A 23,901-nucleotide genomic window follows, 5' to 3' on the forward strand; every position below is an offset into this window, starting at 1 on the left:
GCATCCGCGGAGCGGCTATCATTGAGGCAATTCATCGGGAGAAATTATGACGCTATTACCCTGGCACCCGCCCTACGACGGGGAGTGGATATTCGGTTTTCTCGGCGCCCGCGCGGTTCAGGGAATCGAAACCTTTAGCGAAGGGCGCTATACCCGCAGCTTCTCACTGGCAGGGCACCGCGGGCTGATAACGATCGCGCCGGACGCCATCGCGCAGGGGCTGCGGGTGACGCTATCCGAGGGGCTGCTGCCGGTCGCGGATGAGTGTCTGCGGCGCGTGGCGCGCATGTTTGACCTCGCCTGCGACCCGCAGCAGATTGTGCACGCGCTGGGCCCGCTGGCGCTGGCGCGGCCGGGTCTGCGCTTACCCGGCTGCCTCGATGCCTTCGAGCAGGCGGTTCGGGCGGTGCTGGGGCAGCTGGTTAGCGTGGCGATGGCGGCCAGGCTGACGGCGAAGGTGGCGGCAGCCTTCGGCGAGCCGCTGGCCCAGGCGCCGGGATATTTTCTTTTTCCGTCGCCGCAGCGGCTGGCGCAGGCCGATCCGCAGGCGCTGAAGGCGCTGGGCATGCCTCTGCGGCGCGCCGAGGCGCTGGTTCACCTGGCGCAGGCGGCCATCAGCGGCGACCTGCCGCTGGCGGCGCCGCCCGATATCGCGGCGGGGATGAAGCAGCTGCAAACTCTGCCGGGCATTGGCCGCTGGACCGCGAGCTACTTCGCCCTGCGCGGCTGGCAGGCGAAGGATATTTTCCTCGCGGATGATTACCTGATTAAGCAGCGCTTCCCCACCATGACGCCGGCGGGGATTGCGCGTTACGCCAGCCGCTGGCAGCCGTGGCGTTCCTATGCGCTGCTGCACATCTGGTACACCGAAGGGTGGAGCCCGGCGGCGGAATAGCCTAACGGGGCGCATAGCGCTGGTATCGCCGCGCTGAAGCCCCTATAATTGCCGCGTTTGACGCTAAAACGTCACCCTTCCTGTACATAAAATCATCCGAGATACGTCAAGGCGACGGGGAAGTGAATCCCCGGAAGCTGGCTAAAGTCAGCGACCGGAGCGCACGACGCAGCTAACGCCGGGCAGTTTGCAGGATGATGTGTATATACATCCAGGTTAATCAGGTCGCAAAAAGTTATGACTGATACGTCTCATCAGTGCGTCATTATAGGTATTGCCGGCGCATCGGCTTCGGGAAAAAGTCTTATTGCCAGCACGCTTTATCGCGAATTACGCGAGCAGGTTGGCGACGAGCATATCGGCGTTATTCCGGAAGACAGCTACTACAAAGATCAAGGTCATTTGTCGATGGAAGAGCGGGTTAAAACGAACTATGACCATCCCAGCTCGATGGACCATAGTCTGCTGTTCCAGCACCTGCAGATGCTGAAAAGCGGCCAGCCGATTGAACTACCGGTTTACAGCTACGTTGAGCACACGCGTATGCCGGAAACGATCCATATCGAGCCGAAGAAAGTGATTATCCTTGAGGGGATTTTACTCCTGACCGACGTGCGTTTACGCAATGAATTAAACTTTTCCATCTTCGTCGATACGCCGCTGGATATCTGCCTGATGCGGCGCATTAAGCGTGATGTTAACGAACGCGGCCGCTCGATGGATTCGGTGATGGCGCAGTATCAGAAAACCGTTCGTCCGATGTTCCTGCAGTTTATTGACCCTTCCAAGCAGTATGCCGACATCATTGTGCCTCGTGGCGGTAAGAACCGCATTGCGATTGATATTCTGAAGGCCAAGATCAGCCAGTTCTTTGAATAACACTAACGAATTGTGTAACGTGCAAAGAGAACCCATATTGCCCTTATCCCCGGAAGGTGTGAGGGCGCGATGCCTTAAAGGAGAAAGCTCATGCGTCTGTGCGACCGAGATATAGAAGCCTGGTTGGATGAGGGCCGGCTATCCATCAGCCCGCGTCCGCCCGTTGAGCGCATTAATGGTGCGACCGTCGATGTCCGTCTGGGCAATAAGTTCCGTACCTTTCGCGGCCACACGGCGCCGTTTATCGACCTGAGCGGGCCGAAGGCGGAAGTGACCGCGGCGCTGGATCGCGTGATGAGCGAAGAGATCGTGCTGCCGGAAGGCGAAGCGTTCTATCTGCATCCGGGCGAGCTGGCGCTGGCGGTAACCTTTGAGTCGGTCACCCTGCCTGCGGATCTGGTGGGCTGGCTGGACGGCCGTTCGTCGCTGGCGCGTCTGGGGCTGATGGTCCACGTAACCGCGCACCGTATCGATCCGGGCTGGTCAGGCTGCATCGTGCTTGAGTTCTATAACTCCGGCAAGCTGCCGCTGGCGCTGCGTCCGGGGATGCCGATCGGCGCGCTGAGTTTTGAACCGCTATCCGGCCCGGCGGCCCGTCCCTATAACCGCCGTGAAGACGCCAAATATCGCGACCAGCAGGGCGCGGTGGCGAGTCGAATCGACAAGGATTGATAACGTAAGCGGCTTGCTGAGGGTGCCATGAGACGAATTCTGACGACGCTGATGATCTTACTGGCGGTAGTTGTCGCCGGGCTTACCGCATTGGTATTGCTGGTCAATCCCAATGATTTTCGCGCCTATATGGTGCACAAGGTAGCGGAGCGTAGCGGTTATCAGCTCAAACTCGATGGCCCGCTGCGCTGGCACGTCTGGCCGCAGCTGAGCATTCTCTCCGGGCGCATGACGCTGACGGCGCCCGGGGCTGCCGAACCGGTCGTGCGCGCGGACAATATGCGCCTTGACGTGGCTCTGCTGCCGCTGATTTCCCACCAGCTGCAGGTTAAGCAGGTGATGCTCAAGGGCGCGGTTATCCAGCTGACGCCGGAAACTGAAGCGGTGCGCGATCTGAATGCGCCGGTGGTTCCGCATGACAATACGCTGCCGCAGGTGTCGGAAGACAGCGGCTGGTCATATGACGTACGGCAGCTGAAGGTTGTCGACAGCGTGCTGTTCTTCCAGCATGAAAGCGGCGAGCAGGTGACGGTGCGCGATATCCGTCTGCAGATGGATCAGGATCAAAATCATCACGCGACGCTCGATTTCTCCGGGCGGGTCAATCGCGATCAGCGCGATCTGGCGCTCTCCTTCTCCGCCCAGGTGCAGGGCGGCGATTATCCGCACTCCCTGCAGGCCGAAATTTCTCAGCTTAACTGGCAGCTGCGCGGCGCCGAGCTGCCGGCTAACGGCATCAGCGGTCAGGGCAGCCTGCAGGCCAGCTGGCTTGAGGATCGGAAAATGCTCAGCTTTGATAAGCTGAACCTGACGGCTAACGGCAGCGCGATTTCCGGCAATGCCAGCGTGGTGCTTGGCGAACAGGCCGACTGGAAGCTTAATCTCCATGCCAGTACGCTTAACCTCGACAGCCTGCTGACGCATACCGATGCCGCCGGCGATAGCTCGGCAAGCCAGCGGAGTCAAAGCCAGCCGCGGCAGATGCGTCCGGTGATTGCCGATAGCGACATTCAGCAGGATTACGATAGCCTGCGCGGCTTCAGCGCGCATATGGCGTTGACCGCGGATCGCCTGCAGTGGCGGGGAATGAATTTTACCCAGGTTAAGAGCGATATTAGCAACCAGCAGGGGCTACTGACGATTAATCAGCTGCAGGGCGAGATCGACGGCGGGCTTATCTCTCTGCCCGGCACGCTGGATGCGCGCACGGATACCGCAGAGGCATCGTTCCAGCCAAAACTCGATAATGTCGAGATTGCGACCATTCTCAATGCCTTTAACTACTCGTTGAATCTTACCGGCAAGCTCTCTCTGGCCGGTGATTTTTCCGGCCAGCGCATTGATGCCGACGACTTCCGCCGTAACTGGCAGGGGCAGGCGCATCTGCAAATGAGCGATACCCGCACCGAAGGGCTCAATTTCCAGCAGCTGGTGCAGCAGGCCGTTGCGCGAAGCACTAACGTGCAGGCGCAGGAGAACTACGATAACGCCACCCGCCTCGATTCCATGAGCAGCGACCTGCTGCTGGATAGCGGCGAGGTGACGCTCAAGAGTATGCAGGGGCAGTCAGAGCTGATGGCGCTAAGCGGGCAGGGTAGCCTGAATCTGCTGAAAGAAGATTGCGATATGCGCTTTAACGTCCGCGTGCTTGGCGGCTGGAAAGGCGAAGGCAAGCTGATCGATAAACTCAAACAGACGGCTATTCCGCTGCGAATCTACGGTAAATGGCAGGCGCTGAGCTACAGCCTGCAGGTTGACCAGATTCTGCGTAAACAGCTGCAGGATGAGGCCAGGCAGCGCCTGAACGATTGGGTTGAACGCAATAAGAACAGCCAGGACGGCAAAGACGTGAAGAAGCTGCTCGATAAGCTTTGACCGCTGCAGGGCCTGAAGACGATCCCGGATGGCGCGATGCTTATCCGGGCTACGGGACCTGCGCTAACCCGAAGCCCCGGCGAGCGCTGCGCTACCGGGGAAGGTCATCATCCTACACTTCGTAACTCAGCTCATCGTCCTGCACAGGCGGTGGGATAATCTGCACCTTCTGCACCCGGTGGCTTTCGACCTGCAGAGTACGCAGAATGTAATCGCCAATCTTAACTTCTTCTCCGGCTTCAGGCACATGCTGCAGATACTCCATCAGCAGGCCGGCGATAGTGTGATATTCGCGTTTATCATCGAGCGGCAGGGGAACGTACTGCACTAAATCTTCGAGCGGCATATGGCCGTTGACCGTCCAGCTGCCGTCAGGGTCCCGGGTAATATCGTGGCGGGCATCAATCTCTTCCGCCTCATTCGGCAGATTACCGGCAATAGTTTCCATCACGTCGCTGAGCGTCACCAGCCCTTCAACGGAGCCGAATTCATCGACCACGAAGGCAAAGTGGGTACGGGCATGACGAAACTGCTCGAGGGCTGGAAGCAGCGGCAGCGTTTCGGGGAAGACCAGCGGCTGGCGTAGCAGAACGTGCAGGTCGAGCGGCTCGTGGCGCAGCGACTGCTGGAGCAGGTCGATAACGTGCACCACGCCAAGCAGGTCTTCGTCATTTTTCCCGCCGGTAACCACCAGCCGGGTATGCTGGTTTTTCTCCAGCAGCGCGCGGATCTCGGCTTCCGGCGCGCTGAGATCGATATGCTCAATATCATGGCGTGAGGTCATGATGCTGCTGACGGTACGCTGGTTGAGATTAAGCACCCGCTCAATCATCCGGCGCTCCTGAGGGTTGAACAGAGGACCGTCTTCCTGATTGACGATTAGCGCTGAGGTGTCCGTATTCAGCTCGGCGTTTTCCTTATGCCCGCTCAGCAGGCTCATTACCGCTTCCGTGGTTCGCTGGCGCAGCGTCAGATTAGCCGACAGGAAACGACGGCGATTGAACAGCGCCAGCTGGTTTAGCGATTCGATGATCACGGAGAAGCCGATCGCCGCGTACAGATAACCTTTCGGGATTGGGAAGCCAAAACCTTCGGCGATCAGGCTAAAGCCGATCATTAACAGGAAGCTAAGGCACAGGATAACGATAGTCGGGTGGCTGTTAACAAAGCGGGTTAACGCTTTGCTGGCAAGCAGCATCAAGCTCATGGCGATAACCACCGCCGCCATCATCACCGCCAGATGATCCACCATCCCGACCGCGGTAATCACCGAGTCGAGCGAGAAGATGGCATCCAGTACCACAATCTGCGCCACCACGCCCCAGAACCGCGCTCCTTTGCGTTGAACCGGATTATCGCTGTCCTTGCCTTCGAGGCGTTCGTTAAGCTCAACCGTGGCCTTAAACAATAAAAATAATCCGCCAAACAGCATGATCAGGTCGCGGGCACTGAAGCTGAGATCATGAAAGGTGAACAGCGGTTTTGTCAGGGTGACCAGCCAGGATATCGATGCCAGCAGCAGGAGACGCATCAGCATGGCCAGCAGCAGGCCAATGACGCGAGCGCGGTCGCGCTGGGCAGGGGGAAGTTTTTCGGCAAGAATCGCGATAAACACCAGGTTATCAATCCCGAGTACCAGTTCAATAACGACAAGCGTTACCAGACCGGCCCAGATTGAGGGGTCGGCAATCCATTCCATCATTCGTTAAAACCTTTACAACATAAGCGTGCCATAGGTCGATCATGGATAAGCGACTGCTAAATTGCAACTCGAATTATTCCGTATACGGGCCCTGAGGGCCCGCCGTCGCTGAGGTTTGATACAAATAAAAGTAATCGTGATGAATATTTCACCGGGTAAAATATAAACGGTATGGCTTATATTTATGCGAATTAACTTACTTATAAGCTAGTGAAATCAGGAGCGCAGCCAGGCGGTGGGTTATTGTTACCCTGAACGGCGAAGGCGTTATATCACAGGCTCCCTGCAGGTTACCGCCAGCACGATCGCGTGAGGCACGGTACGAAGAACAGGCGCTATTTTGCCGTATCAGGTGAATGAGTAGTTTTTCCAACTACCTAATCGCGTGGCTTGTGACATATCTGTTTATATATGAGGATGTTGATAGATTTATATATCAACAGATGGCGTATCGCCTGATAAGGTATATGGATAATATATTCAAAAGATCCAATCTTAACGCTCATTTTGTCTGAGCGCTGAGCGCTATCTGGTGAGTCGGTTTGCCTGCTGGTGATGATAAATTAGTCATAAATATCAACTTGTTGTAATAGCTATATGTTTATAAATACATAGCTTCGTCTTATGCGTGAGGATGGACAGATAAGTCGGATGGGTCATGATGAGCGCATCTTGCGATCCTACGAAATAAATGGCATAAGAATTTTCTTAAATCGGCCTGTCGGCTGCCATACTTTAAGTGTATTCTCTGGTTAAACGCGTAAATTCAGAATTTGACGGGAAGTCGGGCTGGTCGCAAACATGTATTATCAGGAATAAATGCCGTTGATACATGCGGTCTGACAGGCATAGAAAGATCTATAACTTACGGATGGATATGAGAATGGCGAGTTTGAAAGCGGTTATTCCGGTAGCAGGGTTAGGTATGCATATGTTACCGGCCACCAAGGCGATCCCCAAAGAGATGCTGCCGATCGTCGATAAACCTATGGTTCAGTACATTGTTGACGAAATTGTTGCCGCCGGCATCAAGGAAATCGTGCTGGTTACCCATTCATCCAAGAATGCAGTTGAAAACCATTTTGATACCTCCTACGAGCTGGAAGCGCTGCTTGAACAGCGCGTAAAACGCCAGCTGCTGGCCGAGGTGCAGGCTATTTGCCCACCGGGCGTCACGATTATGAACGTACGTCAGGGGCAGCAGCTTGGTTTAGGCCACTCCATTCTTTGCGCGCGCCCGCTGGTTGGCGATAACCCGTTTGTGGTCGTGCTGCCGGATATCGTATTAGACGATGCCAGCGCCGATCCGCTGCGCTACAACCTTGCGGCAATGGTTGCCCGCTTCAATGAAACGGGGCGCAGCCAGGTTCTGGCGAAGAGAATGGCCGGCGATCTGGCCGAGTATTCGGTTATTCAGACCCGTGAACCGCTGGAAACGGAAGGGCAGATTGGCCGCATTATGGAGTTTATCGAGAAGCCGGATGAACCACAGACCCTCGACTCTGACCTGATGGCCGTAGGACGTTACGTTCTGTCCGCCGACGTCTGGAGCGAGCTGGAGCGCACTGAACCGGGCGCCTGGGGCCGCATTCAGTTAACGGATGCTATCGCAGCGCTGGCGAAAAAGCAGTCCGTTGACGCCATGCTGATGACCGGCGAGAGCTACGATTGCGGTAAGAAGATGGGCTATATGCAGGCATTCGTTAATTACGGGCTGCGTAACCATAAAGAAGGCAACAAATTCCGCGAGAGCATTAAGAAGCTGCTGGCCTAACGGCGTGACGGCGACAGCGTAAAATATCGGTCTACGGAAGCATAATTATGAGGGTGAGCCCTTCGTTGCTTCTGTAGCCGGTTCGCAATCGCTAAACCTGAAAGGAATGATTATCTAAAAAATTAAAAATATCAATGCGTTAGGTTTTTTAGATAAGTGCTTCAATGAATTGTCCCTAAATCCGTGAAGTAGAATACGCTGTACGTGGATAACGGTAAGATGGCGTAATGGTCAGACGAGCAGAATTTAATCTTAATGAAGAGTTACTTACTAAGATTATTCTCAAAACAGAAGCGTGATTCCGGTGGAGACAAAAAAATAAAACTTGACTGAGATCATACTTACGCATTAAACAACGATTATGAATGCATAAAAATGTGAAGTTTATGGATATGCATTCCCACATAAAAACAGTGGAAAAACGCGATGAACAGGAGATATCGTCAAAGGATGAAAAGTAAATGAGCTGGCAATTTGTCTCTTTTTTTGGCGATAGCACCGTGCTGTTACCCAGCGCGGCGGTACTGTTGATTGTTTTGTTTCTGCGCGCACCATCCCGGCAGGTGGCCTGCCAGTGGGCACTCTTGTTCGGTATCACTGGCGCTATCGTTAGCGCATCCAAACTGGCCTTTATGGGCTGGGGTATCGGTATCAGAGAGCTCGACTTTACCGGTTTTAGCGGACACACCGCACTATCTGCGGCATTTTGGCCGATTTTCTTATGGCTTCTCTGCGCACGAGCTACGGCTGGGATTCGTCGCGCTGCCGTCGTGATTGGTTATACCCTGGCGGCGCTGGTGGGTTACTCCAGATTAATGATTCATGCCCACTCCACCTCGGAAGTGGTCGCTGGCCTGCTGCTCGGCGCGAGCGGCAGCGCATTATTCCTCCTGCTGCAATCGCGGACATCGCGTGCAGGGAATGTACAGCTTTCGTTGAGTGGGTTACTCAGCGTGATTTTGATCCCCGTATTGCTGCTTAATACCGGCGTAAAGGCGCCAACTCAGTCTTTACTGGGGGAGATTGCGATGAAGATTGGCCCGCTGGAAAAGCCCTTTACCCGTGCGGATCTGCATAAGCGCTTTTATTAAAAACATGGCGTTGAGCTGGCGGTCATCGCTCAATATCAGAGATAGCGTTGGCATCAGAATGATTACAGCTTGATTAAGCGGGTTGAAGCTGATTCATATTCATGAAATAAATAACTGTTACTACATCCTGAGCGATACCCATGATTTTTATAATGCTTGTGAGATGATTCCTAAATAGAACGATAAGATTACCGTCTGATTTTAAATTAAACTTGTCAAGTATAATAACCAAACAAAATCTATTAAATTTTGTAGTTGACCGGGATGGATAGCGAAAGAATTGCGTAGAGTGCGTTTTTATAAAGTCATTTAAAAACAATCTGTTACGTGATTGGCTTGATAGTGATAGTGTTAAATTAACAAATTCTATGGCGCGGCTTAATAATCTTATTGCCAGAAGTGCGTTTGCTTTTTGCGTCGGCGGAGAAGGCCTTTAATGGGTGAATAATTTTCATTTTCTCTCCCATTTAACGGCAGAATCTCGTAAACTTGATGCCGCTAAATTTATAGTAAGTGATTAATTATTCGACGGACATGAAGTCGGTCAATTGGCTTAAAAAGGAAGTACAGTGCATTGGTAGCTGTTAAGCCAAGGGCGGTAGCGTTTCCAAATGTACTCGAATCCTTTCAGCATGACCTCCTTCAGACGTTCGAAATTCCTAAAACCTGCCTCACCTGGTGAATATCCTGACTACCTGGATATACTGAGTCGCTTTCAAAGAGCGCCAGTTGCAGTCTGCAACGACATGTCAGTCAGAACCAAACACATAAAAGAATAGTTCCAGATAGCGCTACGCGCTTTTTTTTGCTTGCATTATATGCGATATGAACGATTATCAACCGCTGAGGCGGCAACGTTTTAGCGGTAATCCTCTATATCGCTCCCCAGTGATCGTTGCTGCAGTATAGATGTGGCACAAACATACTGAAGGCTGGCGTCAGAGTACGCTCTCAATACCTACATTCCCCGCAACCGTGTTTGTTTGCTGGTGGGGCTAAAAAATGGATCTTGTATAATGATGAAAATTGCGCGTATAGCACTTGCTCTCGGGCTGCTTACCTCGGTGAGCTCGCCGGTTTTTGCTTCTGGTCTGGTAACCAATGATAATGAGCTGCGAAACGATCTGTCGTGGTTATCCGACCGAGGCGTTATCCGGCTAAGCCTTTCAACCTGGCCGCTGAGCCAGGAAGAGATTACCCGCGCATTGAAGAAGGCAAAACCTTCATACTCATCTGAACAAGTTGTCCTGGCACGTATTAACCAACGCCTTTCTTCCCTGAAAGCTGATTTCCGCGTCAGCGGCTATACCTCCACCGATCGGCCCGGGACACCGCAGGGTTTTGGCCAAGGCCAAGCGGCAGATAATTCGCTATCGCTGGCCTTCAATAACAGCGGTGAGTGGTGGGATGTTCATCTCCAGGGGAATGTGGAAGGCGGGGAGCGAATCAGCAATGGCTCGCGCTTTAATGCGAATGGCGCCTATGGCGCCGTGAAGTTTTGGAACCAGTGGCTGTCGTTTGGCCAGGTGCCGCAGTGGTGGGGGCCGGGTTATGAGGGTAGCCTGATCCGCGGCGACGCTGCCAGGCCGATGACCGGATTTTTAATGCAGCGTGCCGAGCAGGCCGCGCCGGAAACCTGGTGGCTGCGCTGGATTGGCCCATGGCAGTATCAGATCTCTGCCAGCCAGATGGATCAATATACCGCAGTGCCGCATACCAAGATTATCGGTGGACGCTTGACCTTCACGCCATTCCAGTCTCTTGAACTGGGCGCATCACGCATTATGCAGTGGGGGGGGGAAGGGCGGCCGCAGTCTTTCAGCAGCTTCTGGGATGGCTTCACCGGGCAGGATAATACCGGTACGGCCAATGAACCGGGTAACCAACTGGCGGGGTTTGATTTTAAATTTAAGCTTGAGCCAACTCTCGGATGGCCGGTAAGTCTGTACGGGCAGATGATCGGTGAGGATGAAGCCGGCGGTCTTCCTTCTGCCAATATGTTCCTCGGAGGAGTTGAAGGGCATCACGGCTGGGGTAAAGATGCAATTAACTGGTATGTGGAAGCGCACGATACCCGTAGCAATATGAGTCGTACAAATTATACGTATACTCATCATATTTATAAAGATGGCTACTATCAGCAGGGCTATCCGCTAGGAGACGCAATGGGGGGAGACGGACAGCTGTTTGCTGGTAAAGTCGAACTAGTCACGGAAGACAATCAGCGCTGGAGTACACGTTTAGTCTTCGCTAAGGTAAATCCCGAGAATCAATCAATTAATAAGGCGTTCCCGCACTCCGATACATTGAAAGGCATACAGTTAGGATGGAGCGGAGACGTGTATAAAACAGTACGATTGAATACTTCATTATGGTATACCGACGCAAACCATAGCGATAGCGATGATGTCGGGGCCAGCGCAGGGATTGAAATACCGTTTAGTTTATAGGCTGACTGCTGCGAGTATCGAAGAGAAAGTGACGCTCTCTTCCTAAGTCAGGTGACAACAAACTGGCGGATGGATAGCAGCTCAGGAATTGGCAAATTTTGGTTTACTGATGATGTGACATTATGAAGAAAAAAATTGTTAGATTTTCGGCATTAGCATTGGCAATTGGGTTTTTAACGGGTTGTACCATTATTCCAGGCCAGGGATTAAATAGTCTGCGCAAGAATGTGGTTGAACTACCGGATAGCGATTACGATCTGGATAAGCTGGTTAACGTTTATCCGCTGACACCAGGCTTAATCGATATGTTACGTCCGGAAACTGTGATGGCCCAGTCCAATCCCCAGTTAGATAATTTACTGAAAAGTTATGAGTATCGTATTGGGGTGGGTGATGTTTTAATGGTAACCGTGTGGGATCACCCTGAGTTAACAACACCTGCTGGCCAGTACCGTAGCGCTAGCGATACTGGCAACTGGGTAAATGCGGATGGAACAATCTTCTATCCGTATATTGGTAAGGTCCAGGTCACGGGTAAAACGCTGAGTCAGGTGCGCCAGGAAATTGCAAGTCGCCTTACCACCTATATTGAAAGCCCTCAAGTTGATGTGAGTATCGCTGCATTTAGATCGCAAAAAGTTTATGTTACCGGTGAAGTGACGAACTCAGGCAAGCAGGCGATTACTAATATTCCGCTGACCGTTATGGATGCGATTAATGCTGCGGGTGGATTGGCAGCTAATGCAGACTGGCGTAATGTAGTACTGACGCATAATGGTAAAGATACTAAAATTTCTTTGTATGCATTAATGCAGAAGGGTGATTTAACACAGAATCGTCTACTGTATCCTGGGGATATTCTGTTTGTCCCCCGTAATGACGATCTGAAAGTGTTCGTGATGGGTGAAGTGGGCAAACAGAGTACTATGAAGATGGATCGCAGTGGTATGACGCTTGCTGAAGCTTTGGGTAACGCTGAAGGTATATCTCAGTCAATGAGCGATGCAACAGGAATCTTTGTTGTTCGTCAGTTGAAAGGCGATAAACAAGGTAAGATCGCAAATATTTATCAATTAAATGCGCAGGATGCTTCAGCAATGGTTCTGGGAACGGAGTTCCAGTTACATCCTTATGACATCGTATATGTTACTACAGCTCCTCTGGTTCGCTGGAATCGTGTTGTTTCTCAGCTCGTTCCAACGATTACCGGTGTTCATGATATGACGGAAGCTGTACGTTACATTAGAAATTGGCAATAATTATGTTTGATTCAATTTTAGTTGTTTGTACTGGTAATATTTGCCGTTCCCCAATTGGTGAACGGTTTTTAAGAAAAGCAATGCCCGGAAAGAAAATAGACTCGGCTGGTACAGGTGCGTTAGTCGGTCATCCGGCGGATGAAAGTGCAATCAAAATTGCTTCTCTGCATGATATTTCATTAGAAGGCCATCGAGGGCGACAACTTACTTCCGCTTTGGCGAGACAGTATGATCTAATTCTTGTAATGGAAAAAGCACATATTGAACAAATAGGTAGAATAGCTCCCGAGGTCAGAGGGAAAGCAATGTTGTTTGGGCATTGGTTAAATCAACGTGAAATTCCAGATCCATATAGAAAGAGTGAAGAGGCATTCACCTCGATCTATCAGCTGATTGAAGAATCAGGACAGCGTTGGGTAAAAAAGTTAGGCATCTAATTATTGGGAATTAATGCATGTCATCAGTTACACATAAATCCACTACAAAAGATTCAGATGAAGTTGATCTGAGTCGTTTGATCGGCGAACTTATTGACCATAGAAAACTAATTATCTCCGTCACTGCATTGTTCACGTTGCTGGCATTAATTTATGCACTATTCGCGACCCCTGTTTATCAGGCAGATGCATTGATTCAGGTCGAGCAAAAACAAGCCAATGCAATATTAAGCAATTTAAGTCAAATGTTGCCTGATAGCCAGCCTCAGTCTGCACCTGAAATTACGTTATTACAGTCTCGTATGGTATTAGGTAAGACTGTGGATGACCTAAACTTACAAGTCAGAGTGAAACAAAAATTTTTTCCTATATTTGGGCGCGGCTGGGTAAGATTGACTGGAGGTGATTCCGGTACAATATCTGTTTCTAAGTTGTATATAGAAAAGAAAGATGATGATGTTCCTACAATTGAGTTAAGTGTCGTTAACGATAAAGTATATAAAGTCACTGGTGATAATTTTGAATATACTGGAGTTGTTGGTGAGTTATTACAGAAAAAAGAGTTATCGCTTAAGGTCGATAGCATTAATGCTGAGCCCGGTTCAGATTTTTCTCTCGCATATGTGACTAGATTAAAAGCTATTAATGACCTACGGGAAGCGTTTAGTGTTACAGATCAAGGGAAAGATACAGGGATGCTTGCTTTATCATTGACTGGCGATGATCCTGTATTAATTAAAGAAATTGTTGATAGTGTTAGCCATAATTATTTAATCCAAAATATAAATCGTCAGGCTGCTCAGGATGCCAAGAGTCTTGAGTTTCTTGATAAGCAGTTACCGGAGGTACGCCACGACCTAGATATAGCAGAGGATAAATTAAATAAATACAGACAGCAAAAAGATTCTGTAGATTTATCGCTTGAAGCCAAATCAGTATTAGATCAAATTGTTAATGTTGATAATCAATTGAACGAATTAACAATAAAGGAATCTGAGGTTGCACAGTTGTACACCAAAGAACATCCTACATATAAGGCATTGATAGAAAAAAGAAAAACTCTTCAAGAGGAAAGGGGGAAATTCAATAAACGCGTATCAGCAATGCCTGAAACACAACAAGAAGTATTACGCTTAAGTCGTGATGTAGAATCTGGTCGTGCTGTCTATATGCAACTTTTGAATAGACAACAAGAGTTAAGTATAGCCAAATCAAGTGCAATTGGTAATGTCCGCATAATTGATAGTGCTGTAACTCAGCCAAAACCCGTACAGCCAAAAAAAATACTTGTCGTTTTGATTGGTCTTGTTTTTGGGGTTATTATCTCTGCAGGTTTGGTGTTTATGAGAGTTCTACTGCGGAGAGGTATTGAATCACCTGAGCAGTTAGAGGAACTTGGAATCAGTGTATATGCTAGTATACCTATATCGGAAAACTTTGCGAAAAAGATGCTCCAAAATTCTGGTTGGAGCAAAAAGAAAAGACAGGAATCAGAATATCAAAATTTTCTTGCAGTTGAAAATCCGGCTGATCTAGCTATCGAATCGATTCGAGGGCTTCGGACAAGTTTGCATTTCGCAATGATGGAAGCTAGAAATAACGTTTTAATGATTTCTGGTGCGAGTCCAAATGCGGGGAAAACTTTTGTTAGTTCAAATCTTGCGGCAATAATTGCTCAGACAGGGAAAAAAGTATTATTTATAGATGCTGACTTACGGAAAGGATATACACATAAGTTATTTAATGTAAACAATGAGAATGGCATATCTGAGATTCTTTCTGGAAAATCGGACATTGAAAAATCTGTTAAGAGTCTTGAAGGTCCTGGATTTGATTTTTTATCGAGAGGGATGGCCCCTCCGAATCCGGCTGAATTATTGATGCATCAACGTTTTGGAGATTTAATAAATTGGGCTGGTAAAAATTATGATCTAGTCATAATAGATACTCCACCGATTCTTGCTGTGACAGATGCCGCTATTATAGGTCACTATGCCGGAACAACATTATTGGTCGCTCGTTTTGAGTTAAATACGGCAAAAGAAATTGACGTCAGTATCAAACGTTTTGAGCAAAGTGGTATATCAGTGAAAGGTTGTATTTTGAATGGTATAGTCAAAAAAGCAAGCAGCTATTATGGATATGGATATAACCATTACGGCTATTCGTATACAGATAAGTCAGAGTGATATAAATGCTCTGCCAAGGTAGATCCTGGTAGAGCATTTATTATGTATGTTAAATAAATGCTTTGTTGATTTAAAGGTTTCGTTCATGAAAATAATGATTTTTAATTCACTCTATTATCCTTATCGAATTGGTGGCGCAGAAGTGTCAGTTCAGTTACTTGCGGAAGAATTGGTGAAACAAGGCCATAAAGTAAGAGTCATAACTCTTCATGAACATAAGGAACGGAAAGTAAAAATGATAAATGAGGTTGAAGTCGTTTATCTACCATTAAAAAATATTTATTGGCCTTTTAATTATAAAGTAACTTCAAGAATAAAAAAAATTATATGGCATATAATCGATTGTTATAACTTCGTGATGAGAGAAAATGCTACCAAAGAAATAAATGATTTCTCACCCGACGTTGTTCATACAAATAACTTGAGCGGTTTTTCTGTATCTATTTGGGATGCAGTAAAAAAAACAAAGGTGAAGCTAGTACATACATCAAGAGACTACTACCTATTTCATCCAAATAGTACTCTTTTCAAGAATGGTACTATTATGTCCACAAAAGATACCAGTGTTATTTTTTGGTCTTTTATAAAAAAAATAAAAAGTCGAAAGGTAGACCATTATATTGGTATCAGTAATTTTATTCTATCGTTGCATCAAGCTTCTGGTTTTTTCACGGAGGTAGACAGCGTAGTTATTTACAATTCTGTCTCCCGGATAAAATCAAGAAAAAATACGGAGGGGATAATTCGAGTTGGATTTATCGGGAGACTCTCGATTGAAAAGGGGTTCGACGAATTTTGCCGACTCTCACGTAAATATAAAGATAACTCTAAGTACAGTTTCATAGCCGCCGGTAGTTTCTCTAATTCAGGCGATAATGATTCGTTAAAAAATATGGCTAATAATAGTAACGTATCAATTCCAGGGTATATGCCATTAAATGATTTTCTGGATAACGTGGATGTCGTTATTTTACCCATCAAATGGAATGAACCATTTGGGCGGACGGTTGTGGAATGTGCATTATCTGGTAAGTTAGTATTAACGACACCAGTTGGTTCGATGCCTGAGCTAGGAAAGATATTTGGAAATGTTATTGTTACTACCTCCATTGAGAAGAATTTTCCCGAAATAATGCTGAAGTATGAAGGTATATCGACAGATAATTCAGGGGTGAAAATCTTTGAGCCTGCGGAGATCGCTAATGCATATTTAAAAGTCTATAATTAATCGGATTGCAACATGACATTAAACATTTTAGAAGATAGACTTATAAAATTATCTCTTTTTCTATTTCTGATTTTCGAATTTTTTGCTGGTCCTTTGCGGTGGCTCTTCCATATGGTCGGTGCCGAGGTTTTTTTTTCGTTACCTAAAGTATTGATACTATTGACTCAAATAGTTTCTATATTTCAGGTTATATACAAAAAGAAAGTAACAACTAATGGGCTCATTGCTGTATTGACGATGGGGTATATTCTACTCGTTGGGCTTGTAAACTCAGAGCCAGTCCCTTTGTTTGTTGGGTTGTGGGGAATTATCCCGATTTTTTTAGGATATCATGCAGCAAGAATTATATTCGAAAGTGTGAAAAATAATAATACTAATAACGTTGTTTCTTTTGTTTTCCTTCTATCATGTATGGGGGTGTTCTTTAATATTCTAGTTAATTATCCATGGTATGATGTTTCATATCAAATTGCTGGTATGGATGTATCATCAGCTGAAATGGGTACTACCGGAGGGTACACTCGCTATGCCGGTTTTTTTAAAAGTTCATTACAAGCATCAGCTAATGTCTTCATTTTGTTATTATATATAGTAGCTTCAACAAGAAGTAAGTTGGCTGTTCTTTGTTTTTTCCTGCTAAGCATGGCCGTATCAATTATAACTATATCTAAAACTACATTTGCCTTACACGTTATATTACTTCTATATCTGTTTATGAAAGTTCTTCCTGTAAAGCTTTTGTGGAGGGGGACTTTATTATTCTCTATCTTAGCTACAATTTTTACAATTGTTTCAACAAACTATTCCTTTGCACTTAATGATGACCCTATGAGCGTAATGTTATTAGGCTCATTGAATGCTCGCTTAACTGCTACTTGGCCGGATGGAGTTGCTGCTATCATGAATAATGGCAATCTACTGTTTGGCGGTGGGTTAGGAACATTGGGTGTTGGTTCTAAGCTTGGAAGTGGCGCTTACAACCCCGGTGATAGTATGTATCTGTATATAATTGGTACGGGGGGCTTTATTCTTGGCTTTATATTATTAGCGTGGGGGAATTATCAGGCTAGTATCTTGAATAACTCTGCTATCCCACGATTTTTATCAATGACATTAATAGTGCTTTGTTTATTTGGAATATCGATGACAACTCCAGAATATCCATTGATGGGGCTCGCTTTGGGGATGATATTCAACTCGCGTGCTTATAAAAATATTTATTAGTTAAATTTATCAAAGAGTAAAAAAATGAAAGAAAAAGTGAACTTCGATTCTCGCTGGGGTGGAGAACACGGAATAGGAAGATTTGCTCGTGAAATAGAAAAGCGAAACCCTGATTTTATTCGAATCAATAGCCGCATTAAGCCTAGTAGTCCTGCTGATATTTTTTTTACGACTTTGTATGTCGCTTTTCATAGCGGAATATATTTCTCTCCGGGCTATAATGCGCCGCTATTTTTCCTTAAAAAGACGATTTTAACGGTTCATGATTTAAACCATATTGATGTTGATCATAACACTAGTTTTTTGAAAAAAATATATTATAGATTCGTTCTCAAAAGAGCATGCCGTAAATCGTGTAAAATTTTTACTGTTTCAGAATTTTCTAAAAAAAGAATATGCGAATGGGCTGATATTCCGTCATCGCAAGTTGATGTTGTCGGTAATGGTGTATCTGCTGAATTCCATTCTAATATCGAACCACATGAAGGAAATTATATTCTTGTCGTCGGTAATAGAAAACGACATAAGAATGAATTACGCGCACTTGAAGCATTTTCCAATGCAAACTTAGCAAAGGATATAAATTTATATTTTACTGGCGAGCAATCAGAAGAACTGGATTCCTATATTAAGAATCAGCATTTACAAGATCGTGTTTTCTTCATGGGGAGACTAGATAATAATAAACTAGCCTCTCTGTATAAAGGGGCCCGGATGCTGTTGTTCCCATCCTTATATGAGGGCTTTGGGTTGCCTGTTATTGAAGCAATGGCTTGTGGAACTCCCGTCATTACTTCTAATACAACTTCCCTACCTGAGGTTTCAGGAGACGCTGCCATTCTAGTCAACCCACTTAATGTTGATGAAATTAAGGAGGCCATTGAATCTTTAAACTGCAATCCTGAGCTATGTAATAAACTAGTCGAGAAAGGACTGGAACGTGCCAAAATGTTCTCCTGGGAAAATACAGTTGAAAGAATAAAAAATGGCCTAGAGGATTCTATATATAGATCATCAGATATCAAAGGTAGATTATGAATATCATAAGACATATACTGCCCATTGTTTTCTGTGTCAGTTCTTTGCTTACAGCCCCGGCCAATAGTATTGAACTAGGTATAGGGACACATTTTCAATCATATAAGAATCCCCCAACTGTCTATTTGGATATACTAAAAAAGTATGGTTTTACTTCCTTCCGCGATGATTATTCATGGTCAAAAATTGAATCATCCCCAGGGGTTTATAGCGTATCGAAGAATTTAGAAAAAACAGATTTCGCTATTCAAAATGGAATGAAATATAATCTGAATCCTGTTGTTATATTAGATTATGGTAATGCTTTATATAATTCAGGACATTATCCTTCTGATTCTGAGTCTATAGCCGCATTTTCTAAATATGCTGCTTGGACAGCGGAAAGATTTAAAGGGAAAGTGAAATATTACGAAATTTGGAATGAATGGACGCTAGGCACAGGGATGGTAAAGTTCAGAGATGAAATACCACCAGCTGATGTTTATTTTGAACTTGTCAAGAAAACAAGTGAAGAGATTAGAAAAGTTGATCCTAACGCAGTAATAATTGCGGGGTCCATAAACCCATTAGAGCAACGTGCCAGATATATTGAACTAACAGATTGGGAATGGTTTAAGAAATTGGTGAGTTTAGGAATGATGAACTACATTGATGGAGTTTCACTCCATACGTATTCATATTTAAACCGTGATAAAAACCTAAGGACACCAATCGGGAATTTAGAATATCTAGACAAATTCCATAGCTATTTCTCCAAAATAGCAGGTAAAGATATTGATGTATATATAACGGAGACCGGAGTTACAAATTACAATGGTCCTGGTGGATTAAGCATAGAGGAGTCAGCAGCCTACATTAAAGAATATACTAAAGAAGCACGAAAGAGAAAATATATAAAAGGTCTTTGGTGGTATGACCTTATTAATGATGGCGATGACCCCTTTAAGAGGGAACATAATTTTGGCTTTTTTTCAAAAAACCTGACGCCTAAAAAGTCTGCATTGGAAATTAAAAATACGAGTAGATGATTCCCAGTAAAGTAAATTTCGCTTCAATGTCAGAACCTTTAAATCTAATTGGAATCAACGAGGTTGTATTATGATCCTCCCAGTAATTATGGCAGGTGGCACAGGTAGTCGTTTATGGCCAATGTCAAGGGAATTATATCCTAAACAGTTTTTACGTCTAAATAGTAAATACTCAATGTTGCAAGAAACTATTACACGGCTCGAGGGCTTAGGTGTCTCCGCACCTGTTCTTATTTGCAATGAACAACATCGTTTTTTGGCTGCAGAACAGTTACGGCAAATTAATCAACTTACAAGTAATATAATTCTTGAGCCAATTGGACGCAATACCGCACCAGCAATTGCTTTAGCAGCGTTGACTGCTATTAAAAATGGTGAAGATCCCCTATTGCTAGTTCTTGCTGCAGACCATGTGATAGAAAATACTGCTATATTCCATAAAGCAGTCAATGAGGCAGTTATTTTTGCGGAACAAGGAAAACTAGTCACATTTGGTATTGTCGCTACAGGTCCTGAAACTGGTTATGGGTATATCCACCGTGGTGAGTCCCAATCAGGAAAAATAGCCGCATATGCAGTTAGTCGTTTTGTAGAAAAGCCAAACATTGAAACAGCAAAAGCGTATTTGACTAGTGGCGAGTATTATTGGAACAGTGGTATGTTCCTATTTAGGGCTAGCAGGTATTTAGATGAATTGTCAAAATTCAGACCAGATATACTTGCTGCATGTGAAAAGTCAATAGCTTCGATCAAATACGATACTATAGCAGATTTTATTCGGATCAATAAGGAGGCGTTTTTTTCGTGTCCGGATGAATCTATTGACTATGCTGTGATGGAAAAAACTAGTGATGGAGTTGTAATTCCTTTAGATGCAGGATGGAATGATGTAGGTTCTTGGTCCGCATTATGGGAAGTTAATGAAAAAGACCAAAATGATAATTCATTAGCTGGTGACATATTTACGTATAACACATCTAACTGTTATATTAATACTGATGAAAAACTAGTTGCAGCAATAGGTGTTGAAAATCTAGTTATTGTTAATACTAAAGATGCAGTTTTAGTTATTAACAAATCTGGAGTACAGGACGTAAAAAAAGTTGTTGAATATTTAAAATCAAGTGATAGGCGTGAATACAGGTTACACCGTGAATCTTATCGCCCATGGGGTCATCACGATAAAATCGTAAGTCAGCCGCGATATAATATTAATCGTTTGACAGTCAAGCCTGGCGGGAAGTTCTCGTTACAAAAGCATTTACATCGTGCTGAGCATTGGGTCATTTTATCTGGTACTGCAGAAGTCACCATAGATGGGAAAATAATTCTTCTGACTGAAAATCAATCAACTTTTATTCCTGCTGGTACAACTCATATGTTAGAAAATCCAGGGAAAATACCTTTAGAATTACTCGAAATCGAATCTGGATCCTATCTTGGTGAAGATGACATTATTCGTTTGAAAGATCACTATGGTAATTGTTAATTAGAAGGACATAATCATGTCGAGCACATTGACTTGCTTCAAAGCATATGACATCCGTGGCAAATTGGGTGAAGAGCTTAATGAGGATATAGCATATCGTATTGGTCGTGCTTATGGGGAATACCTTAAGCCGAAAAAAATTATTCTGGGGGGGGATGTTCGTTTAACGAGTGAGTCTCTGAAATTATCGGTAGCCAGAGGTTTACAGGATGCGGGAACCGATGTTCTTGATATCGGGTTAAGTGGTACAGAGGAAATCTATTTTGCCACTTCTTACATGGAAGTTGATGGGGGAATTGAAGTTACGGCAAGTCATAATCCAATGGATTATAATGGCATGAAACTAGTTAGAGAAGAATCTAAACCAATCAGTGGTGATACAGGCCTTCGGGATGTTCAGCGATTAGCAGAAGAAAATAATTTTCCTCCTGTGAATGACGACAATCGTGGTAGTTATAAAAAAATCACTGTTATTGATGCCTATGTAGATAAATTACTTTCATATGTTGATCTAAACAGTTTTAATTGCCCAATCAAGTTATTGATTAATTCAGGAAATGGCGCAGCTGGTCATGTGATTGACGCTATTGAGGCTCGTTTTAAACAAGCTAATTTACCTATCGAGTTGGTCAAAATCCATCATCAACCAGATGGTAATTTCCCCAATGGAATTCCAAATCCATTGTTACCTGAATGTCGTCAGGACACAACTGATGCTGTACTAGCTAATAGTGCAGATATTGGTATTGCCTTTGATGGTGATTTCGATAGATGCTTTCTTTTTGATGAAAAAGGAAATTTCATTGAAGGGTACTACATAGTTGGTTTGTTAGCAGAAGCCTTTCTTGAGAAAAATCCTGGATCACGTATTATTCATGATCCCCGTCTTAGCTGGAACACAATAGATATTGTGCAAAAAGCAGGAGGAGTGCCTGTGATGTCAAAAACAGGGCATGCTTTCATTAAAGAAAGAATGAGATCTGAGGATGCTATTTACGGTGGGGAAATGAGTGCTCATCATTATTTCAGAGATTTTTCATATTGTGACAGTGGAATGATCCCATGGTTATTAGTAGCTGAATTACTTTGTATTAAATCTAAGTCTCTTAGCCAGTTAGTAGGCGACAGGATGAATGCATATCCCGCATCAGGTGAAATCAATAGCTCATTGAAAGATCCTAAGAAAGCGATTGATAAAGTATTAGAAAAATACGCAAAAAATGCATTGTCGATTGACCATACTGATGGTATCAGTGTTGAGTATGAAAATTGGCGCTTCAATCTGCGTAGTTCCAATACAGAACCTGTCATTCGGTTAAATGTTGAATCGCGTGCAGACGCTAAACTGATGGTTACAAAAACACAAGAAATATTAGCTCTGTTGAGATCATAGGATATTATGCAGGTGTGTTTCTCACCTGCATAAATACTATAATGAATATATTTCATACCTAATAAAGAATTATTTTGTTCATGGATTAAAAAGGTTACATTATGACTAGAGATTTCGATATTGGAATAGTTGCTGACTGGCTTGTTACCTACGCAGGTGCTGAGCGCGTCATCAAAGAGTTTGTGGACCTTTATCCTGAATCAGAATTGTATTCTGTTGTTGATTTTCTATCCGATGAATCTAGAGTGCATTTTCAAGGTAAGCAAGCAAATACAACTTTTATACAAAAGTTTCCATTGGCTAAGAAAAAATATCAGAAGTATTTGCCTTTTATGCCATTGGCCATTGAGCAATTAGATGTATCATCTCATGATGTGGTTCTCTCCAGTAGTCATGCTGTTGCGAAAGGTGTCTTGACTGGCCCAGACCAATTACATATTAGCTACATACATTCTCCAATTCGATATGCATGGGATTTACAGCATCAGTATCTGCGTGAAGCTGGTTTAAATAAGGGAATTAAAGGCCTTCTTGCTAAATGGATCTTACATAAAATGCGACTATGGGATTACCGTACCGCAAACGGTGTCGATCACTTTATTGCAAATTCGAAGTTTATTGCTCGTAGAGTAAAAAAGGTTTACGGACGTAATTCTGATGTTATTTATCCGCCAGTTGATGTAGAACGATTTAAGCTTTGTGAAGATAAGTCTGATTATTATTTTACTGCCTCTAGGCTTGTCCCTTATAAACGAGTGGATCTGATTGTTGAAGCCTTCAGTTATATGCCAGACAAAAAATTGATTGTGATTGGTGACGGGGCGGAAATGGAAAAAATAAAATCTAAAGCAGGGAAAAATATTGAAATTCTAGGTTATCAACCTAATCATATTATGGAAGAGCACATGCAAAAGGCAAAAGCATTTGTCTTTGCAGCTGAAGAAGATTTTGGTATTACCCCTGTAGAAGCTCAGGCATGTGGTACTCCGGTAATTGCTTTCGGCAAAGGCGGTACGTTAGAAACTATACGCCCATACGGAGTTCAAAATCCTACCGGTTTATTTTTCGACGAACAAAATGTTGATTCTATAGTATCGGCAATTAATAAATTTGAAAGCATCTGTGATTCCATCCTACCTGTTTCTTGCCGGAATAATACATTACGTTTTTCAAATGAAAGATTCCAGAGCGAAATGCGAGACTATATAGAGAAAAAATGGCTGGAATTTAAAGGGAATAAAAGTATAGAGTATTAATTAATTCATCTTTTAATATGGT

General features: G+C 45.1%; 18 protein-coding genes. 17 read left to right on the forward strand and 1 reads right to left on the reverse strand.

From position 1 onward, the window contains the following. Positions 1 to 46 precede the first annotated feature (46 nt). From alkA to asmA, 4 genes are all read left to right on the forward strand, one after another. Positions 47 to 895, forward strand: a complete 849-nt coding sequence (alkA, locus tag QFI97_RS10020; protein ID WP_346431042.1) for a DNA-3-methyladenine glycosylase 2 — start codon at positions 47 to 49, stop codon at positions 893 to 895. A 237-nt stretch (positions 896 to 1,132) separates the two neighbouring features. Beyond that, positions 1,133 to 1,774, forward strand: a complete 642-nt coding sequence (udk, locus tag QFI97_RS10025) for a uridine kinase (RefSeq protein WP_041146397.1) — start codon at positions 1,133 to 1,135, stop codon at positions 1,772 to 1,774. Positions 1,775 to 1,864: 90 nt separating this feature from the next. Continuing rightward, on the forward strand, positions 1,865 to 2,446 hold the full coding sequence (gene dcd / locus QFI97_RS10030) for a dCTP deaminase (RefSeq protein ID WP_045855745.1): 582 nt from the start codon (positions 1,865 to 1,867) through the stop codon (positions 2,444 to 2,446). A gap of 27 nt (positions 2,447 to 2,473) precedes the next feature. Next, a complete protein-coding gene (gene asmA / locus QFI97_RS10035) occupies positions 2,474 to 4,321 on the forward strand; it encodes an outer membrane assembly protein AsmA (RefSeq protein WP_346431043.1) in 1,848 nt (615 codons plus the stop codon). A 112-nt stretch (positions 4,322 to 4,433) separates the two neighbouring features. On the opposite strand, the gene QFI97_RS10040 is transcribed toward asmA, so the two are convergent. Beyond that, entirely contained in the window at positions 4,434 to 6,020 is a 1,587-nt protein-coding gene (locus tag QFI97_RS10040) for a TerC family protein (protein WP_095101363.1), read from the reverse strand. A gap of 880 nt (positions 6,021 to 6,900) precedes the next feature. On the opposite strand from QFI97_RS10040, the gene galF reads away from it, so the two are divergent. The 13 genes from galF to QFI97_RS10105 all read left to right on the forward strand — a co-directional run bounded on the left by galF (position 6,901) and on the right by QFI97_RS10105 (position 23,879). Next, entirely contained in the window at positions 6,901 to 7,797 is an 897-nt protein-coding gene (gene galF / locus QFI97_RS10045) for a UTP--glucose-1-phosphate uridylyltransferase GalF (protein WP_499843342.1), read from the forward strand. Positions 7,798 to 8,258: 461 nt separating this feature from the next. Then, complete coding sequence (locus QFI97_RS10050; RefSeq protein ID WP_346431045.1) at positions 8,259 to 8,888, forward strand: phosphatase PAP2 family protein; 630 nt, start codon at positions 8,259 to 8,261, stop codon at positions 8,886 to 8,888. Between the two features lie 1,016 nt (positions 8,889 to 9,904). Beyond that, the gene (locus QFI97_RS10055) at positions 9,905 to 11,338 is read left to right on the forward strand and encodes a capsule assembly Wzi family protein (RefSeq protein ID WP_346431046.1); all 1,434 of its coding nucleotides are present in this window, start codon (positions 9,905 to 9,907) and stop codon (positions 11,336 to 11,338) included. Between the two features lie 122 nt (positions 11,339 to 11,460). After that, positions 11,461 to 12,597 (forward strand): polysaccharide export protein, encoded by a 1,137-nt coding sequence (locus QFI97_RS10060; protein WP_346431047.1) that lies wholly within the window; start codon positions 11,461 to 11,463, stop codon positions 12,595 to 12,597. Between the two features lie 2 nt (positions 12,598 to 12,599). Then, positions 12,600 to 13,034 carry an arsenate reductase/protein-tyrosine-phosphatase family protein gene (locus QFI97_RS10065; protein WP_346431048.1) on the forward strand — a complete coding sequence of 145 codons (435 nt, stop codon included), beginning with the start codon at positions 12,600 to 12,602 and terminating at the stop codon, positions 13,032 to 13,034. 17 nt (positions 13,035 to 13,051) lie between these two features. Then, positions 13,052 to 15,223 (forward strand): polysaccharide biosynthesis tyrosine autokinase, encoded by a 2,172-nt coding sequence (locus tag QFI97_RS10070; RefSeq protein WP_346431049.1) that lies wholly within the window; start codon positions 13,052 to 13,054, stop codon positions 15,221 to 15,223. A gap of 85 nt (positions 15,224 to 15,308) precedes the next feature. Beyond that, positions 15,309 to 16,451: a glycosyltransferase family 4 protein gene (locus tag QFI97_RS10075; protein ID WP_346431050.1), complete on the forward strand. Its 1,143-nt coding sequence runs from the start codon at positions 15,309 to 15,311 to the stop codon at positions 16,449 to 16,451. 12 nt (positions 16,452 to 16,463) lie between these two features. Then, positions 16,464 to 17,675 (forward strand): hypothetical protein, encoded by a 1,212-nt coding sequence (locus tag QFI97_RS10080; protein WP_346431051.1) that lies wholly within the window; start codon positions 16,464 to 16,466, stop codon positions 17,673 to 17,675. Positions 17,676 to 17,699: 24 nt separating this feature from the next. Then, positions 17,700 to 18,713: a glycosyltransferase family 4 protein gene (locus QFI97_RS10085; RefSeq protein ID WP_346431052.1), complete on the forward strand. Its 1,014-nt coding sequence runs from the start codon at positions 17,700 to 17,702 to the stop codon at positions 18,711 to 18,713. Further along, positions 18,710 to 19,741 (forward strand): cellulase family glycosylhydrolase, encoded by a 1,032-nt coding sequence (locus tag QFI97_RS10090; protein WP_346431053.1) that lies wholly within the window; start codon positions 18,710 to 18,712, stop codon positions 19,739 to 19,741. The genes QFI97_RS10085 and QFI97_RS10090 overlap by 4 nt, the downstream gene beginning before the upstream one ends. A 70-nt stretch (positions 19,742 to 19,811) precedes the next feature. Continuing rightward, entirely contained in the window at positions 19,812 to 21,230 is a 1,419-nt protein-coding gene (locus tag QFI97_RS10095; protein WP_346431054.1) for a mannose-1-phosphate guanylyltransferase/mannose-6-phosphate isomerase, read from the forward strand. Between the two features lie 16 nt (positions 21,231 to 21,246). Then, positions 21,247 to 22,623 (forward strand): phosphomannomutase CpsG, encoded by a 1,377-nt coding sequence (gene cpsG, locus QFI97_RS10100; RefSeq protein ID WP_346431055.1) that lies wholly within the window; start codon positions 21,247 to 21,249, stop codon positions 22,621 to 22,623. Positions 22,624 to 22,724: 101 nt separating this feature from the next. Continuing rightward, the gene (locus QFI97_RS10105; RefSeq protein ID WP_346431056.1) at positions 22,725 to 23,879 is read left to right on the forward strand and encodes a glycosyltransferase family 4 protein; all 1,155 of its coding nucleotides are present in this window, start codon (positions 22,725 to 22,727) and stop codon (positions 23,877 to 23,879) included. Positions 23,880 to 23,901 lie beyond the last annotated feature (22 nt).

Source organism: Klebsiella scottii (genome assembly GCF_036561945.1).
GTDB classification, from domain to species: Bacteria; Pseudomonadota; Gammaproteobacteria; order Enterobacterales; family Enterobacteriaceae; genus Klebsiella; species Klebsiella scottii.